Origin of the sequence: Legionella hackeliae, from assembly GCF_000953655.1 — a bacterium.
GTDB classification, from domain to species: Bacteria; Pseudomonadota; Gammaproteobacteria; order Legionellales; family Legionellaceae; genus Tatlockia; species Tatlockia hackeliae.
In genome coordinates, this window is sequence record NZ_LN681225.1 from 2385860 (window position 1) to 2403540 (window position 17681).

Genomic DNA, 17681 nt, shown 5'->3' on the forward strand with positions numbered 1-17681 from the left:
AAGAAGTCAAAGCTATTTAAATTGAAAACAGGTTAAGTCGCTTGTTTCTATACTGCCTAATGATAGCGCGGGTTCAAGTTTTACAGATTTGTTATCCGACTCATGGAGTTTAATAGTACCTATTTCGGTGTCTGAAGCTTTTCTCTCTACTTTAATAAAAAACATGCCATCTTGTTGTACCACAATAGGGTCTTTTGCCCCATCAGCAATAATAAGTTGCATATCAATCGGCGAATTATTTTCGTGAATATAACTCGCTAAGGAGCCCTGTACACTGTCATAGCAAATTTCAACACCGATTTTTAGACCAAAATCTTTAACCGAGGGATCGCTAATATTTGCTTTAAAGTAAAGACGACGCAAATCCATTAGATTTAAAAAACCCTCATTTGCATAATCAAAATCGTAACAGGTATGAGGATATTTTTTCTTATACTTTTGAATATCTCCTCGATAAAAAAAATAAGCGGTATTGCGGTAATAATTTTCATCCTCGGTTTTTTTAAACCAACAAATTGTTCCAGGAACTAACAGCATATTAGTATCCAGCGAAAGTTCAGCTAATTTTTTTTTAAATTCTTTTTTTTGTTCCTGGCTATAGTAGCGGTCAAAACAAATTTTCGAGAAATCTTTAAACAAATATTCCGGTGCTATAAAAATTGCCGTGGGCGCAGAAGACTCTTGCCATTGACCAGACATGTCTTTGGTGGGCGTTTTTTTCTTAAAAAACCCTGCTTTCTTCTTTGCCCAGAAAGATTCAGACTTGTCTGTAGTTGTCGCTTCAGTTTTTCCCGTTTTTACGCAATTTACTCCCAAACTCTTTTTTGCGAGATAAATTCTCTCCTCTAAGATTTGTAATTTCTTTTCAAAAGGATAAGAATAAAACTCTTTATCAGGCTGAAAAACAAATACTTTAAGATTGGCTAAATTGCCGGTTGGATTCTTTTGTTGTTCTACTCCAGCCTCTGCATGAATAGTTGGACGAAACATAAAACCTTCCAAATTGCACTATTTTTAACTTTAATGTTTTATCAGAAAACAAAAATAAATTCCAACAGTGTGTAGAAAATAGCCTGACTTTTTGAATAGGAAGTGGTATTTGAGCGATTTATCATTCAGGTTGCCTGCTACTCATGACAACCCGAACATGGCAGAGGAGAGATAGAGTAGTCTTAATCCCATTCCATGTAATTTTCTATGTTGTCAGGATTAACCCATTCTCGTTTTGGTTTTACTTGTGAATGAAGCTGAGGGTTTTGATGAAAAAATCTAGGTTTTGGCTTTTTAATCACCGGCTTTGAGTTTTCTGCTAATTCTTTTACTGGATTTTCACCCGAAGTTTTTAATGCTTCTTCTAAGCTTATGAAGCTAAAACCATTTTGTTTATAAAGCTCAATGATATCGGGTAAAACATAAGCATTAAGCAAATTCGCATGGATTAATAAAATTTGTGCTTGCTCTGGTTTATGAGCCAGACGACTATGTTCTTCAGCTTTTAGCGTTTGCTGCCAAATAAAATCGATATAGCATTTTTTTAGTGCACTTAAGAAACCACGTCGCTCTTTTTCAGGAACTGCATAAAGAATTTGATTAAATAGAAAATCTTTACTATCCACAGTAATAGGCGCGATTTGGTAATTTTTAGCACCCAGAAAATGAAGAACTCTTTCTTTTTTTTCACCCTGGCTCATCGCCAAATAAGGATAACGAAAATACTTAGGTTCCGTTAAAACTGGGGAGAGAATTTTATCTGCGGCATCAATTTCATGAATATACGCTTCTGTTTTCACACGATTTAAATTGATGTGTGAATAAGTATGATTGCCCAATCCCAAGCCAGCATCATGAAATTTTTGCAGCATTTTTAAATTTTCTGGTGTGACTTCTTTAGCAATCACAAACCCTGTCGCAGGGACTTCATTGGCTTTGAGCGTATCAATAATCATATTCAAATGAAAATTCTTGCTCTCCCCCACAAAAGGCAAGTCATCAATAGTAATGGCAATTTCCCTTTTTTGTGCAAAGCAAGAAAATGCAGTTAAGAAAAGTAATGCAAATATAAATGGTCTTTTAATCAATGGAATTCTCATCGGATGTTACAGGTTGAAACTTACTTATTTAATGGCAAAACTAAAGCAAGAATTAAATTTTGCGCAAATAATATCATATTTAACAAAAATTACCCAGTATAAATTTTGAACACTCCTGTTGTGTTTGACAAAAACTCTAACCCATGTCACTAACGCGCTAGAAAATAAGAAGAACTATTTAAATCTCTGTTTTTTTGTCATCTACTCTTGCACGCAATAAATCTCTGATTTCTATCAAAATCATTTCTTCTTTTGTGAGTTTTTCAGCAGCCTCTTCACGTTTGCTTTGTAACATATTAATAAATTTAATAGCAATAAAAATAGCAAAAGAAATGATAGTAAAATCAATAATCGCTTGTAAGAAGGCCCCCCATTTCACAACTGCAGCACCAATTTTGATAGCTTTGTCCGTAATATCCACCCCTCCCATCAGCAAACCGATCAGAGGCATAACAATTCCATCGACTAAAGAGGAAACAATTTTACCAAAAGCAGCGCCAATAACCACTGCTACAGCAAGGTCCATCACATTACCTCGCATCGCAAATTGTTTAAACTCACTTAGAAAACTCATGGTTTCTCCTTAACCATTCTTACCCTACACTTGTGAATATTCTGAGGAATTGTATATTTCTTGCCATTTTCGCATTTAAGAGAACGGCAAGAATTTTGAATGCCCAGTATGAAATCCGTTAGGTATTTACATTCCCCAAGGCAGCGACCACTTCAGTTTCTGCAGTCATGGGAATTACCCGGGATTCATCACGACCATCACCTTCTAAACGGAAAACACTATGAAGTGCTCTTACACCTTCATCTAGAAGAATGGTGTCAATCAGCACGGAGATTTTAATTTCTGATGTAGCAATTAGCTGAATGTTAATCCCTTTTGCTGCCAATGTTTTAAACATAATTGACGCAATTTCAGGATGACTTTTAAGCCCAGCACCTACTAATGACAATTTAGCCATGTTTGTCACACCGATCACATCATCAGCACCTAAATTTTTAGCGACTTGATGAAATTGTTTTAATGTTTTCTGATATTCATCACGATGAACAGTAAAGGTAAAATCGGTTTTATCATGAGCCGATAAATGTTGAACAATCATGTCGACATTAACACCAATAGCACTAATTTCCGCTAAAATACCTGAAGCAACGCCTGGAGCATCTGGAACGCCTGACAAGGTAACTTTCGCTTCATTACGGCTAAAAGCAATGCCTGTTACCAGGGGAGCTTCCATACTATTTTTTTGTTGATAAGTAATTAATGTACCTGGTCCTTCCTGAGAGGAAGACAGTACACGCAGAGGTATGTTGTATTTTCCAGCAAACTCCACAGCTCGAATTTGCAACACTTTTGCACCCAAACTGGATAACTCAAGCATTTCTTCAAAAGTAATCTGCTCTAGGCGCTTCGCATCTGGAACAACTCTAGGATCGGTCGTATAAACCCCATCCACATCGGTATAAATTTGACACTCATCGGCATTTAACGCAGCCGCAATGGCTACTGCCGTAGTATCAGAACCACCGCGACCTAATGTGGTAATATTGCCATCTTTATCAACCCCCTGAAATCCAGCGATTACCACAACGGTCCCCTGTTCAATATCTTTCAATATTGGTTGGGTATCAATTGCCTGGATGCGTGCTTTTTTAAACTGATTGCAGGTTTGAATTCTGGCTTGGCTGCCTGTATAAGAGCGCGCCCTAACACCTCGATTAATCAATGCCATAGCCATTAATGCCATCGATACTTGCTCACCAGTCGATACCAGTGCCGCATATTCTCGTTCATCAGGGTATTCACTGATATTATTGGCAAACCCTATGAGTTTATCTGTTTCACCACTCATGGCAGAAACAATAACGACTATGCTATGTCCTGCCTGCTTTGCTTTTGCCACTATATCAGCCGCATGATTGATGTGTTCGAGCGTAGCTAGTGACGTTCCCCCGAATTTTTGCACTAATAATGCCATTTCAGCGCCCCGTCTTATTCTTGTTAACCCGCGTGCTCAACGATCATTGTTCTTATTTGTGAAATCCTTTTTTCCAGATCTTCAGGAACACGTCCCCCACCTTGAGCCATATCTTCTCTGCCGCCACCTTTGCCGCACAAAAGCTTAATGTATTCAGCCGCATTGGGTACTCGACCTAAAAGACTTTTACTCACCCCAGCAACAACATTCATCTTGTCTTCATCAATAGCAAATAACACAACGACTGCATTATCCAAGCTAGATTTCAGCTGATCTAAAGTTGTCCTCAGTGCTTGACTATCCTTACTATCCAATTGCTTAACAAGCAAATTAATACCATTTACTGATTCTACTTGCGACAGTAGGTCAGAACTTGATTGTGCCGTTAATTTTGCTTGTAACCGCACCAATTCTTTTTCTTGTTGTTTAGCATCATGCAAAAATTGTGACAATTTTTCAGACACATTTGCTACGGAAGTTTTAAGCTTAGCTGCAACCCCGTCTAAGTTGTCTAATTGTTGATTTACCCAATCTAGCGCATAAGCTCCTGTTACAAGCTCAATACGTCTAACGCCACTGGCAATACCATATTCGGCAATAATTTTAAAAAGGCCAATGTCACCCGTATGGGAAGCATGAGTACCCCCACATAATTCTTTTGAAAATTCGCCCATAGAGAGTACACGCACAGAATCGCTATATTTTTCACCGAATAATGCGACAGCCCCGCTCTTCTTTGCCGCCTCAATATCCATTAATTGAGTAACTACTTGATCATTAGCGCGAACTCTATCATTAACTAGCGTTTCTATCTGACGTATTTGGTATGAGGTCAATGCTTCAAAATGAGAGAAGTCGAAACGTGCTCTTTCAGCATCCACCAATGAACCTTTTTGCTGAACATGAGATCCAACAATAGCTTTTAATGCAGCATGTAATAAATGCGTTGCTGTATGATTTAATCGAATTGCCTGTCGTCTTACCGCATCTACTTGCGCATCAATTGTTGAATCAACATGCAATTCCCCCGTTAACATTTCACCGTAATGAATGATAGCTTGTCCTACACGTTGAGTATCATCGACACGAAATACTGCATGCTTACCAACCAACTGGCCACGATCGCCCACCTGGCCCCCACTTTCAGCATAAAAAGGTGTATTGTCGAGAATGATTGCCCCTTTATCGCCGGCAGATAAACTTTCAGTTCTTACGTTGTCACGAATAATCCCTGTTATATTGGCTTTAAGCTGTATAGTTTCATAACCATGAAACACAGAAGATTCTGTAAGTTGAGTAGAGGTTGAATAATCTGTAGTAAATTGACTTGCCGATTGTGACAGTTGACGCTGTTGTTGCATGCATTGATTAAAGCCATCCATATCAACAGAGAGCTTTTGTTCGCGTGCAATGTCAGCCGTTAAATCTAACGGGAATCCGTAGGTATCATAAAGCTTAAAAGCAATATCACCTGGGATTTCATTCGTCGTTAAATTCTGAATTTGCTCTTGTAATAGACGTAATCCCTGCTCAAGAGTGCGTGCAAATTGATTCTCTTCTTGCGTTAGAATACGCTCTATCTGCGCTCGATTAGTAATGAGTTCAGCATAGGCATCGCCCATTACGTCTATTAAGGGTTGAACCAATTTATAGAAGAAGGGTGAAGGTAAACCAAGCTTGTTACCGTGACGTACAGCACGACGGATAATACGACGTAAAACATAACCACGTCCTTCATTACCTGGTATTACTCCATCAGCAATTAAAAAAGAACAAGCACGGATATGATCGGCAATTACTTTTAAAGAAGCATGGCCTCGATCAATACTTGGGGCAAGTTTAACAAGCGCATTGATTAGGTGTTGGAAACTATCTATGTCGTAGTTATTGTGTACACCCTGAACAACAGCTGCAATACGTTCAAGTCCCATGCCTGTATCAACAGAGGGCTTGGGTAAAGGATGCAATTGACCATTTTTATCACGGTTAAATTGCATAAATACCAAATTCCAAATTTCAATATAACGATCACCATCCGCATCTGGACTACCGGGAGGTCCGCCGGCAATATCTGGTCCGTGATCATAAAAAATTTCCGTACATGGACCACAAGGTCCTGTATCTCCCATAGACCAGAAATTATCTTTTTCACCACAACGCGAAAAGCGTTTATCAGAAACGCCAATGTCATTTAACCAAATATCCGCAGCCTCATCATCATCGGTATATACTGTAACCCAGAGACGCTCAGCGGGTAATTTTAAGATTTTGGTTAAAAATTCCCAGGCGTATTGAATTGCTTCACGTTTGAAATAATCACCAAAACTGAAATTACCAAGCATTTCAAAAAATGTATGATGCCTTGCCGTGTAGCCAACATTTTCCAAATCATTATGTTTGCCACCCGCTCGCACACAACGTTGTGAACTCACTGCACGTGTATAGGGACGAGTCTCCAAGCCAAGAAAAATCTCCTTAAATTGAACCATACCGGCATTGGTAAACAACAACGTTGGATCATTTCCGGGTATTAAGGAGCTTGAATCAACAACTTCGTGATTTTTTTCAGCAAAATAATCAATAAATGCTTGTCTAATTTCGGAACTTTTCATGATTTATTATTCATCACTTATCTTTTAGTAAACATCAATTTCTTTCACAACTCTTGCAATAATCTCAGCTGGAAACCCGCGGTATAATAGAAAACGCTGTCCTTTCTGTAATTCTGCATAGGATAATTCAAGTTGCTTTTTGTATTTTTTATCCCAAACAGCTTGCGCATGGCAAAGCCAATTATTTTGCTCCTGCTTAAGGGCGCTATCGATTAATTCACGAGCAATTTGTTTTGCTTGCAACTCTTGCAGGATTTTCAAAGGCCCATAACCTTGACGAATACGTATAGCGCAGACGACCTCAACAAAACGTCCATCATTTTGAAAACCAAGATTCTGGCATTTAGTTATTGCCTCATCAATTTCTTCCTGACTATACCCTTTTTGCGCCAATTTCCCAGCCAGCTCATGCGCACCATGCTCGCGCCTGGCTAGCAGGCGCACAGCACAGTCAAAGGCTTTAGTCATCCATGCCCTCTACTGCCTCTTCCATATCGGCATTAACGGGCAATTTCTTTACCAGTAATTCAGCACGAATTTTCTGCTCTAATACTTGCGCAATTTGTGGATTTTCTTTCAGGTATACACGGACATTGTCTTTACCTTGTCCTATTTTCTCTTGATTATAGCTGTACCAGGCACCTGACTTCTCAATGAGACCCAACTGAGTGCCTAAGTTGATAATTTCACTTTCCCTTGAGATACCTTCATTATAGAGGATATCAAAGTCGGTTGTTTTAAAGGGCGGTGCAACTTTATTTTTAACGACTTTAACACGAGTTTCGTTACCTAAAATCTCTTCACCTTTCTTAATTGAACCTACACGTCGTATATCTAGGCGGACAGAAGCATAGAATTTAAGTGCATTACCACCAGTAGTCGTTTCTGGGTTCCCAAACATCACTCCAATTTTCATACGAATTTGGTTAATAAATATTACTAATGTATTGGAGCGCTTAATGTTTGCAGTTAATTTGCGTAAGGCTTGAGACATTAATCGCGCCTGGAGACCCACATGAGCATCACCCATTTCGCCTTCAATCTCAGCTTTGGGTGTTAATGCAGCAACAGAGTCAACGATAATGACATCTACCGCAGCAGAACGAACAAGCATATCGGTAATTTCAAGAGCTTGTTCGCCGGTGTCTGGTTGGGAAACCAGTAATTCATCCACATTAACGCCGAGTTTGGCAGCATAGCTTGGATCCAGTGCGTGTTCAGCATCAACAAACGCAGCTGTGCCGCCTTTTTTCTGACATTCCGCAATAACTTGCAAGGTAAGCGTTGTTTTACCTGAAGATTCAGGACCATAAATTTCAACAATTCTTCCTCGAGGTAAGCCACCGATACCTAAGGCAATATCAAGACCTAAAGAACCTGTTGAGATTGCTTCAATATCGCGCACCTGATTATCGCCCATACGCATCACAGATCCCTTGCCAAATTGACGTTCAATTTGCGCGAGGGCCGCACTTAATGCTTTTTGTTTATTGTCTTCCATTTTTCACCCACGTTTTTGCAAAGGGCAAATTATCACACAGATATGGGCCTGCAGCAAACTTAGCGGCACCCAAATTAAGAATTACTTTTAGGAAGTGTTTATGGTTTTCCTGATGCCTGAGATTCTAATAAAGACAACATCCCCTCAAGAGCACGTTTGCAAGCTAATTTTCTTACGTTTTTTCGAGATTCATCAGCAAAATGGCATCGTATTGAAATAGCAGGTAACTCACGCATTGCCCATGCAAAGCAAACTGTACCCACAGGCTTTTTGTCTGTTCCCCCATCGGGACCTGCAATACCTGTTACTGCCAGGGAAACATCGGCCATACTATATTTCAGAGCACCTAGTGCCATGGCTTCTGCAACCGATTCGCTCACTGCACCATGTAATTGAATTAATTCTGATTTGACACCTAACATCTCTTCTTTTGCCAGATTACTATAGGTCACAAAACCACGTTCGAACCAATAAGAACTGCCAGGCAATTCTGTCAATAATCCTGCAATTAACCCACCCGTACATGATTCAGCAGTAGCTATTTGCATATGCGAGGCTCGCAAATGACTAGCTAGTTTACTGACTAATTTTCTTAAATCACGCATGCCTTTTTATTGTGTTAGGTAAAAAAAAAACCCCGCGATTTGCGGGGTTGGAGGACATGGAATTATTGACCTGATGTTTGATCAGCAGGTTTAGAAGTATCAGTAGTTCCAGTAGTATCTGCAGGTTTGTTTTGATCCTGGTGCTCTACAGTAGTTGTAGCGTTATTCTCAGCTTTTTTCTCCGCATTTTCACCACAAGCAGACAGTATTACTGCTAGAAATGCGGTTACAGCTAGAAGAGCCAGACGTTTCATAATCATTCTCCGTAGTTGATCATTAGGTTATTAAACTCCCTTCATTAGTCTAGCAAAAATTTGCCTTAAGTGAAGGACTTACGAAATATTGATGCAAATAAATTTCTCATTCGTTCAATTTTAACTCGCTAAAACTATTTTTTTCGCACTTTAAGGCGGTTTGCAACCCCATTGAAATGAACATCGGTAAAGTTAGTTCTAGTTAAGTGGACATGCTTTTTTTAAAAAGCAACACGCTGAAAAATTTTAGGGGCAACTTTAAAATATGCAGTTTACTGACTTGGTTCATGGCATTTGCTAAAATTCTTCAAATTTATCGCTTTTGAATGTCCATGTCCGTAACACATACGCCTATGATGCAGCAATATTTGCGCATTAAATCAGAATATCCGGAGATGCTGCTCTTCTATCGAATGGGCGATTTTTATGAATTATTTTATGAAGATGCCAAGCGAGCAGCACTTCTGCTTGATTTAACCTTAACACATCGTGGGCAATCCGCAGATAAACCAATCCCCATGGCAGGTGTTCCTTACCATGCGGTTGAAAATTATCTGGCGCGACTTTTAAAAAAAGGCGAGTCGGTTGCCATCTGCGAGCAAATAGGTGATCCTGCTACCAGCAAAGGCCCAGTTGAACGACAAGTTACTCGTATTCTTACACCTGGGACAGTGACAGATGACGCCCTACTTGATGCCAAACGCGATACTATTCTATTGGCCATTCATAAAGAAAAACAGCATTACGGTTTAGCTTGGGTAGACTTAAGTGGTGGGCGATTTCATATATTGCAAGTTCATGATGAGGCACAATTAATTGCCGAAATTAATCGTTTACAACCTGCAGAAATCTTATTAGCGTCTTCTTTTTCTCCCCCTGGTCTTCGTGAAAAATATACGATTAAAATTCGCCCTGATTGGGAGTTTGAAGCACAACAATCTCGACAACTGCTGCGTCAGCAATTTGAGGTTGGTGACTTGGGTGGTTTGGGCGAAAAAAATTACGGTGTAGCCTTTTCAGCAGCAGGTTGTTTGTTAACCTATCTGCAAACCACTCAGAAACAAGCACTGCCTCATTTAAACCAAATTACTTTGGAACAAAGTGCGGATTATCTACAGCTTGATGCAGCGACTCAAAGACATTTAGAGTTGTTTGAAAATTATCAGGGAGGCCGTGAAAATAGTCTTCTCGCTGTACTTGATAACACCGCATGCGTTATGGGAAGTCGGCTGTTAAAGCGATGGTTAGGCAGACCTTTGAGTCAATATGAGCGAATTGAACAAAGACAACACGCTGTTTCCGAGCTCATCAAGAAAAAACAGGATGAACAACTATACTCTTTATTACGGCAAATCTGCGATATTGAGCGTATCGTCTCACGTATTGCCTTAAAGTCTGCCAGACCACGTGATTTAGTACAACTTCGGGAAACCTTAGCACTCTTGCCTGAATTTCATACGATACTTCATGCCAATCATTCCGTTCTTATTAAAGATATCACCCATAAGCTTGTCCCTCAGCCTACTTTGCATGCATTATTGGTTGATGCACTCATTGATAATCCACCGATGCTAATTCGCGACGGTGGTGTTATAGCCTCTGGCTTCGATGAAGAGCTGGATGAGTTAAGAGCTCTTAATAATAATGCGACTGATAAACTTATTGAACTCGAAACTTTTGAAAAACAACGCTCAGGGTTATCTTCGCTAAAATTTGGCTATAATCGTGTACAAGGTTACTACATTGAATTATCTCGTGCTCAAGCCGAAAAAGCGCCTGCCAATTATCAACGCAAACAAACATTAAAAAATGTAGAGCGCTACATTACCCCCGAATTAAAAGTGTTTGAAGAAAAAGTTCTGTCCGCACAAGTGAAGGCCTTAGCACGAGAAAAATGGCTTTATGACAATTTACTCGAAGAGCTTTTACAGGTGATTACCCCTCTTACTCACTTGGCGCATGCAATTGCTGAATTGGATGTATTATCAACCTTTGCAAGGCGCGCTCAAGCGTTAAATTGGACTTGCCCACAGTTGCTATCAACACCAGGTATTTATATTGAAGCAGGACGTCATCCCGTGGTAGAGCAGGTCTTGCAAGAACAATTTATTGCCAATGATCTCCACCTGGATAGAACACAAAATATACTTTTAATTACCGGCCCGAACATGGGCGGCAAATCAACTTACATGCGCCAGAGTGCTTTGATAGTATTGTTGGCACATATTGGAAGTTATGTTCCAGCCACACAGGCCCGCATAGGTCCGATTGATAAAATATTTACCCGCATAGGTGCGAGCGATGATCTTGCATCTGGTCGCTCTACATTTATGGTAGAAATGACAGAAACGGCTCAAATTTTGCGTCAAGCTACGGAGAAAAGTTTAGTCTTAATCGATGAGATAGGTCGAGGTACGAGTACCTATGATGGAATGTCCCTAGCTTATGCAACTTGTGCTTATCTAGCGAATACCATTAAAGCCTATACTCTATTTTCCACACATTATTTTGAACTGACCAATTTACCGGCACAATTTAATTGTATAAAGAATATTCATTTGCAAGCCACACTCACTGGCGGCAAGATTGTATTTTTATATCGAGTCGAAGAGGGCGCAACGAATCGTAGCTATGGCTTGGAAGTTGCTCAACTTGCTGGTATTCCCAAAGAAGTTTTATTAATTGCATCGGAACAATTAAATCGCTTACAGCAACAACATCCCTCTTTAGCAGAGCCAATCGCAAAAAGCCAGTCACTCTCTCCAGCTCTTAAAAAATTGGCTGCTGTTGACGTTGACAATTTATCACCCAGAGAAGCATTGGATCTGATTTATCGTCTGAAAGAATTAGAAACCAGTCAGGTTGACGGGTAGTTGTATGAATCGAAGTAACTTAAGAGTAAGCATCAAAAGGACTCTGCGCTTTTTTGTGGTCATAGTTAGCTTATTTTTATTACTGGCGGCAACAACAACTATTCAAATCACTGGGGTAAAGAAAAAAATTGCAGCAAATATCGAGGCCAGACTTACAGAATTATTAAAAGACAAACCACTCAACAACTTATCCGATGAAGAGCTGAGTCTACAAATTACTAAAGCCATGGAACCTTACGGCTATTTTAAACCGCAAATTACTATTTTAAGTCGCCACCCATTACGAATTGCCATTCTACCTGGAGAGCCAATTGTAATTACCAGTGTACACATTGAAATTAAAGGCGAAGGTTCAAACAATAGTGTAATTAAACATGTACTGGAACCCTTACCGCTCAAGCAGGGTGATGCGCTAAATACAGTCAAATATGAGGAACTCAAACAGAATTTGTTAAATGCTGCTGAGCATCAGGGATTCATGCGAGCAACCTTCGAAAAATCGGAAATTCTTATTCATCATGATAATACAGCCTCCATAAATTTAATTCTCGATACCGGTCCTCAATTTTATTTTGGCCAGGTTCGGTTCGACCCCACCTATATTTCACCTGACTTATTAAAACGTTATATACCCTTTGACTATGGCCAACCCTACTCGACTGATCAGATTCTCGCGTTAAATAATCAATTGGCATTTAGTAGTTATTTCAAAAATGTATCCATTAAACCGCAATTGGATAATTCCCGTCATATTCCCGTGGATGTTCACTTACAAGCCGTTGAAAGATTTAGTTATTCACTAGGTCTTGGCTTTGGAACAGATACAGGCATACGCGGTCGACTTGGTTATAATGTGGTACCCGTTAATCCAGCAGGGCATAAATTTAATGCCGCCGCCCTTGGTTCATTTAAAGAAAATGCACTACAGGCTCAATATGTCATCCCAGGTACTAATCCCGTTACCGACCAATACAACATTACAGCCAATCTTGCGCATTTAGATTACGATAGTGGAGCGAGTAATTCAGTCTTAACATCGATTGCCCAGCAACATACAACCTCTCGATTTCAGCGTGGCTTGTCTTTAAATGGTTTATACGAACGCTACACTTATACTGATCAACCCAGAGAAGAAAAAAATACCTTATTCCCAAAAGCAAGTTTTACTTGGTTGAATGTGAAAGATAAACTTTTTTCACCTTCAGGATATAGCATCACTATAAATGGATTAGGCGCCAGCAAAACTATTTTATCCGATGTGAGCTTTGCTCAAGCCTCTATCAATGTCAAAGCAGCATTAACCCTGGAACCTATTCGAACTCGTTTTTACTTCCACTCTATTCAAGGTATTACTGAAATTAATGACATCAATCAAATGCCTTTATCTTTAGCATTTTTACTCGGTGGCTCGGACAATCTCAAAGGCTATAGTTACAATTCACTTGGCCCAGGAAAAATTCTGACCTTCAATGGAATTGAAATTCAAAAAGAAACGGCCGATCATTGGTATTTTGTTGCTTTTTTTGACAGTGGTGATGTTTACATGCCAATATCCAAGGTTTTAAAAAATGATGCGGGTATCGGTTTAATGTGGGTATCTCCAGTAGGACCGATTAAAGTAGGGGTTGCTCAACCAATGGATAGTCACTTTAATCGAAACGACCAGAAGCCAAGACTCGTCATTAATATGGGTCCTGATTTATAAATGCGTGTCCTTGTTAAATTATTTAAATCAGTAGTTTCTAAGTTGCTCATGGTCTTTTTACTATTAGCGAGCATATTGCTATTCCTAATCACAACTACGCCAGGTCTTTCTTTAACCTTCAAATTAGCCAATTATTTTTTACCTGGTAACTTAAAAATTGAACACGTACAAGGATATCTTTCTAATTGCACCGTGGGTTATCTAAATTATCAAGACTCAGAAATTGACATCACCTTGAAAAATGTTAATTTGAAATGGCGAATTTTTGAATTTTTGCAACATAAGCTCGACATCCAAACACTCACTAGTGAACAAGCTCAAGTCGCAATTCACACCCAAAAAACAGAGAATCATCCCCGCACTTTTGCTTTTCCACAGTTACCCTTTGCTATATCTCTGCAGAATGTCTTTATTGGCAAGGCGCAATTTATTCATGCTAAAACAAATCATGAAGTTAAGAATTTTAAACTTCGCGCTCAATTTACTAATAAGCAATGGCAAATTACACAATTAAAATTAGATTTCTTGGGTCTTAATGTCGAAGGGAATTGGACGAATCAGGTCATGATGCCTTACGCCCTCAAAGCTGAATTCAAATTGAAAAACACATTTAAAAACCAGCCTGTAGAAGGCGTTATAAAAATGGGAGGCGACTTTTCTCTTTATCACTGGGAAGGAGAACTAAAAAATCCCGCTCTAGCATCAACGATTCATAACTTTTCCGCTTCAGGAAATTATCCTCTGAATCCAACCGATAAGCCCCAAAGTAAGGGGCTTAAACCTTTGATCATGACCTTGCATGGTACTTTTATAAACGGACAAGAATTAAATACTCAAGCTCAATGGGAAAATTTTATTTGGCCTTTCGACAAACAACCCTTAGTTCAAAGTAGTAGCGGGCAAATTAAAATCGCAGGACATGTTCCCGAACTAAATATTGAATTAGATTCAACATTAGACGCGCCAGTGCAATCTGAAATTGTTCTTCATGCTCGTACCTCGGCAAAAGGCATTAATGCAACAGGAAAAGCCAAAATGGCTCAAGGTAACATCAACTTTAATCTGAATTATGATGAATCCATTAATCCAAGAATTAAAGGGAATGTGCAAGCGATATCTATCCTTTCAGACAGCGCGGATTATGCAATAAAAGATTTTAATCTTAATGCAGACTTTAAAGGTGATTCCCTCATAAATCTCACTCTAAATTCCCATTTAACTGCACGCTATTTTAATACTCCTCTTCAGGCTAGCCTTCTCTACAAAAATCAACATCTGCAGGGTCAAATTCATTTAGACACTAATCGACTTGAGGTTGACGGCAACTATCCTTATCAATGGGATGCGAAAGCCATTTTACCTAAACCTCAATTATTATCACCTTCTTTAGCCGGACTCGATACTACTATTGTCGTTAATGCATCTATGTCTAACTTTATGACAGGACAAATGCATTTAACAATTCAACCAGGACATTATCGATTTGATGAGGAAACCACGTCTAATTTGCAATTTTTAGGCGGACAAATAAATGCTAATTTAACGCCTAAAAAGTTAGTTCTAAATGGCAAGCTAACCATTGATAAAGACAAAAATTTAACAATGGCATTTCAATTACCCAATTTGCAATTTGAGAGAAATGGACTAACAAAGCAAGCAATCGCGGGCAATTTGCAATTAAATGTAAATTCTTTGAGTTTTCTTCAAAATTTAAGCTCAGAAATAAGTAAATCTGAAGGACAATTAAATGCAGTACTGAAGGCATCCGGCACATTAACTAAGCCATTCATTGAAGGTAAAATTAACTTAAAAAAAGGTCAGCTTTCTTTACCGAATTTTGGACTTGATTTTCATACCATTCAAATGAATCTCCAAAGTCAAAATCAACATTGGAAAACAGAAGGTTCTTTGATTACCAATAACACGCAATTGACCATGCATGGACAAGGTACTTTCGATCCTCGCATCACTGGTGCGATTCATCTTGATGGCGATGATTTAACATTAATTAATACCCCTGAATATTTGGTTAATATATCACCTAAATTGACTCTTGAGTTGACACCTAATGCCCTTACTGTGAAAGGTACGGTCGTTATCCCTAAAGCGCAAATTAAGCCACAATCCTTTACAAACTCCGTTAGTCTCTCGGAGGATGTCGTGTTTGAAGGAAATGAAAAATCCGCCAATCCTTTACACATTAATACAGATGTGCGCTTGGAAATGGGTGATGATGTCTCTTTGAGTGTAAAAGGATTGAAAGGTTTTTTAACCGGGGCAATTCATTTACACCAACTGCCTCAAGAGCCTCTGAATGCAACAGGGGAACTTGCTATTAAAGATGGAAAATACCAAGCTTATGGTCAAGATTTGACGATTGAACAAGGGCAACTTATTTTTACGCGGGGCTCCGGATTGAATCCAGGCATTCAAGTTCGTGCAATTCGGCGGGTCAAGAATACGGGCTCCATGTTTTCAGGCTCAAACCAACTATTAGATTTCAACCCGTCTAATTTGCAAAATACAAATTTTGGCAGAAAAACCACTGTTGGTATTGATGTTACAGGTCGTTTGACATCCCCTAAAATTGAATTATTTTCTATCCCCAGCACTCTCTCTCAAGCAGACATTTTATCCATGATTTTACTTGATAGACCAGTCAGCCAAGCTAACAAAGCAGGAGGTCAATTGTTATTAGCAGCCATGTCATCAATGAATTTAGGCTCCGGGGCAAATGGCACGCAATTAGTTGAACAATTAAAGCAAACACTCGGCGTGGATGTTAACGTTGAAAGCAATCAACAATTTGATGTTAAAAGTAATCAAATGACTGAAAAAACATCGGTTGTTGTTGGCAAGTCACTATCCAAACGCTTGTATGTCAGTTATAACTACGGTTTGGCAAAAACTGACAGTAATGTTGTCACCCTTACTTATTTACTTAACAAATTTTTCAGTCTTCAAGTTAATTCCAGTCTTACTGGTAGTGGTATCGACTTACTCTATACACATCGCAAGGAATAATTATGGCTAACTATTCTCTCCCTTTACGACTAAAACGATTACGTCAAACAGCTACCGTACGCAATATGGTACAAGAGACACATTTGCATACAGCGCAATTTATCGCCCCTTTATTTATTAATGAGAGTCTCACCGAGAAGCAAGAAATTAAAAGTATGCCGGGACAGTTTCAATTAAGTTTAAACAATTTACCTGGTGAGATAGAAGAACTTTCTGAATTAGGTATATCGGCAGTTTTACTCTTTGGTATTCCTGCTCATAAAGATACTCATGGCAGCGCCTCCTTGCACAACGACGGCATCATTCAACAAGCCATACGTAAAATACGCGCCGTGAATCCTGATATGTTGATTATTAGTGATGTTTGCTTTTGCGAATATACGGATCACGGACATTGTGGTATCTTGAAAGGCGAGCAAATTGATAATGACAAAACATTAGCATCTCTGGCTCAACAAGCGGTCAGCCATGCCGAAGCTGGCGCAAATTGGGTAGCTCCCAGTAGCATGACCGACGGAATGGTAAAAGCAATTCGTGAAGCCCTGGATGAAGCAGGTTTTACCGACACCGCTATTTTAAGTTATGCTGTAAAATACAGTTCAAGTTTTTATGGGCCTTTTCGAGAAGCGGCTCAAGGTGCCCCACAGTTTGGCGATAGAAAAACCTATCAAATGAACCCTGCTAATGGTAATGAAGCATTAAGAGAGGCAGCACTTGATTTAGCAGAAGGTGCAGATATGCTGATGGTTAAACCGGCAATGAATTATCTGGATATTATCTTCAGAGTTAAACGACAGTTTCCTGAAATACCATTAGGTGCTTACCAAGTCAGCGGAGAATATTCGATGCTTAAAAATGCTGCAGCTCAAGGTTTGATCAATGAAGAGCAAGGAATGTTTGAGAGCTTACTCGCCATTAAACGCGCAGGAGCGGATTTAATTATTTCCTATTTTGCAAAAGATATCGCTAAATTATTGAAGAATAGGTAGAAACTGTTGTCTCTTAACAGGCATTCCCCTATAGTAAATG

The 17681-nt window shown here is 39.2% G+C and carries 13 protein-coding genes; 4 read left to right on the forward strand and 9 right to left on the reverse strand.

Annotated features, from left to right (window positions below; translation table 11 throughout):
• Nucleotides 1-12: 12 nt before the first annotated feature.
• The 9 genes from LHA_RS10580 to LHA_RS10620 form a co-directional block, all read right to left on the reverse strand.
• Nucleotides 13-990, reverse strand: coding sequence for a carbon-nitrogen hydrolase family protein (locus LHA_RS10580; protein ID WP_045106517.1), 978 nt, complete (start codon nucleotides 988-990; stop codon nucleotides 13-15).
• A 182-nt stretch (nucleotides 991-1172) separates the two neighbouring features.
• Nucleotides 1173-2090: a polysaccharide deacetylase family protein gene (locus LHA_RS10585; RefSeq protein WP_045106518.1), complete on the reverse strand. Its 918-nt coding sequence runs from the start codon at nucleotides 2088-2090 to the stop codon at nucleotides 1173-1175.
• Nucleotides 2091-2268: 178 nt separating this feature from the next.
• Entirely contained in the window at nucleotides 2269-2664 is a 396-nt protein-coding gene (mscL, locus tag LHA_RS10590; protein ID WP_045106519.1) for a large-conductance mechanosensitive channel protein MscL, read from the reverse strand.
• A 118-nt stretch (nucleotides 2665-2782) separates the two neighbouring features.
• The gene (locus LHA_RS10595) at nucleotides 2783-4078 is read right to left on the reverse strand and encodes an aspartate kinase (protein WP_065238323.1); all 1296 of its coding nucleotides are present in this window, start codon (nucleotides 4076-4078) and stop codon (nucleotides 2783-2785) included.
• Between the two features lie 23 nt (nucleotides 4079-4101).
• The gene (alaS, locus tag LHA_RS10600; RefSeq protein WP_045106520.1) at nucleotides 4102-6690 is read right to left on the reverse strand and encodes an alanine--tRNA ligase; all 2589 of its coding nucleotides are present in this window, start codon (nucleotides 6688-6690) and stop codon (nucleotides 4102-4104) included.
• Between the two features lie 24 nt (nucleotides 6691-6714).
• Entirely contained in the window at nucleotides 6715-7158 is a 444-nt protein-coding gene (gene recX / locus LHA_RS10605; RefSeq protein WP_045106521.1) for a recombination regulator RecX, read from the reverse strand.
• Nucleotides 7151-8191, reverse strand: a complete 1041-nt coding sequence (gene recA, locus LHA_RS10610) for a recombinase RecA (protein ID WP_045106522.1) — start codon at nucleotides 8189-8191, stop codon at nucleotides 7151-7153. Before recA ends, recX begins: the two co-directional genes overlap by 8 nt.
• Before the next feature lie 98 nt (nucleotides 8192-8289).
• A complete protein-coding gene (locus tag LHA_RS10615) occupies nucleotides 8290-8796 on the reverse strand; it encodes a CinA family protein (RefSeq protein ID WP_045106523.1) in 507 nt (168 codons plus the stop codon).
• Nucleotides 8797-8858: 62 nt separating this feature from the next.
• Entirely contained in the window at nucleotides 8859-9050 is a 192-nt protein-coding gene (locus LHA_RS10620) for a hypothetical protein (RefSeq protein ID WP_058393135.1), read from the reverse strand.
• A gap of 332 nt (nucleotides 9051-9382) precedes the next feature.
• Between LHA_RS10620 and mutS the strand changes: the two genes are divergently transcribed.
• The 4 genes from mutS to hemB all read left to right on the forward strand — a co-directional run bounded on the left by mutS (nucleotide 9383) and on the right by hemB (nucleotide 17641).
• Complete coding sequence (gene mutS, locus LHA_RS10625; protein ID WP_045106525.1) at nucleotides 9383-11923, forward strand: DNA mismatch repair protein MutS; 2541 nt, start codon at nucleotides 9383-9385, stop codon at nucleotides 11921-11923.
• Between the two features lie 4 nt (nucleotides 11924-11927).
• Nucleotides 11928-13628 carry an autotransporter assembly complex protein TamA gene (locus LHA_RS10630; protein WP_045106526.1) on the forward strand — a complete coding sequence of 567 codons (1701 nt, stop codon included), beginning with the start codon at nucleotides 11928-11930 and terminating at the stop codon, nucleotides 13626-13628.
• Nucleotides 13629-13703: 75 nt separating this feature from the next.
• Nucleotides 13704-16652 (forward strand): translocation/assembly module TamB domain-containing protein, encoded by a 2949-nt coding sequence (locus LHA_RS16115; protein WP_231861903.1) that lies wholly within the window; start codon nucleotides 13704-13706, stop codon nucleotides 16650-16652.
• 2 nt (nucleotides 16653-16654) lie between these two features.
• The gene (hemB, locus tag LHA_RS10640) at nucleotides 16655-17641 is read left to right on the forward strand and encodes a porphobilinogen synthase (RefSeq protein WP_045106527.1); all 987 of its coding nucleotides are present in this window, start codon (nucleotides 16655-16657) and stop codon (nucleotides 17639-17641) included.
• Nucleotides 17642-17681 lie beyond the last annotated feature (40 nt).

Coding starts and splice junctions, on each gene's coding strand:
- LHA_RS10580 (WP_045106517.1), bottom strand. CDS start 990: ATGTTTCGTCCAACTATTCATGCAGAGGCTGGAGTAGAACAACAAAAG.
- LHA_RS10585 (WP_045106518.1), bottom strand. CDS start 2,090: ATGAGAATTCCATTGATTAAAAGACCATTTATATTTGCATTACTTTTC.
- mscL (WP_045106519.1), bottom strand. CDS start 2,664: ATGAGTTTTCTAAGTGAGTTTAAACAATTTGCGATGCGAGGTAATGTG.
- LHA_RS10595 (WP_065238323.1), bottom strand. CDS start 4,078: ATGGCATTATTAGTGCAAAAATTCGGGGGAACGTCACTAGCTACGCTC.
- alaS (WP_045106520.1), bottom strand. CDS start 6,690: ATGAAAAGTTCCGAAATTAGACAAGCATTTATTGATTATTTTGCTGAA.
- recX (WP_045106521.1), bottom strand. CDS start 7,158: ATGACTAAAGCCTTTGACTGTGCTGTGCGCCTGCTAGCCAGGCGCGAG.
- recA (WP_045106522.1), bottom strand. CDS start 8,191: ATGGAAGACAATAAACAAAAAGCATTAAGTGCGGCCCTCGCGCAAATT.
- LHA_RS10615 (WP_045106523.1), bottom strand. CDS start 8,796: ATGCGTGATTTAAGAAAATTAGTCAGTAAACTAGCTAGTCATTTGCGA.
- LHA_RS10620 (WP_058393135.1), bottom strand. CDS start 9,050: ATGAAACGTCTGGCTCTTCTAGCTGTAACCGCATTTCTAGCAGTAATA.
- mutS (WP_045106525.1), top strand. CDS start 9,383: ATGTCCGTAACACATACGCCTATGATGCAGCAATATTTGCGCATTAAA.
- LHA_RS10630 (WP_045106526.1), top strand. CDS start 11,928: ATGAATCGAAGTAACTTAAGAGTAAGCATCAAAAGGACTCTGCGCTTT.
- hemB (WP_045106527.1), top strand. CDS start 16,655: ATGGCTAACTATTCTCTCCCTTTACGACTAAAACGATTACGTCAAACA.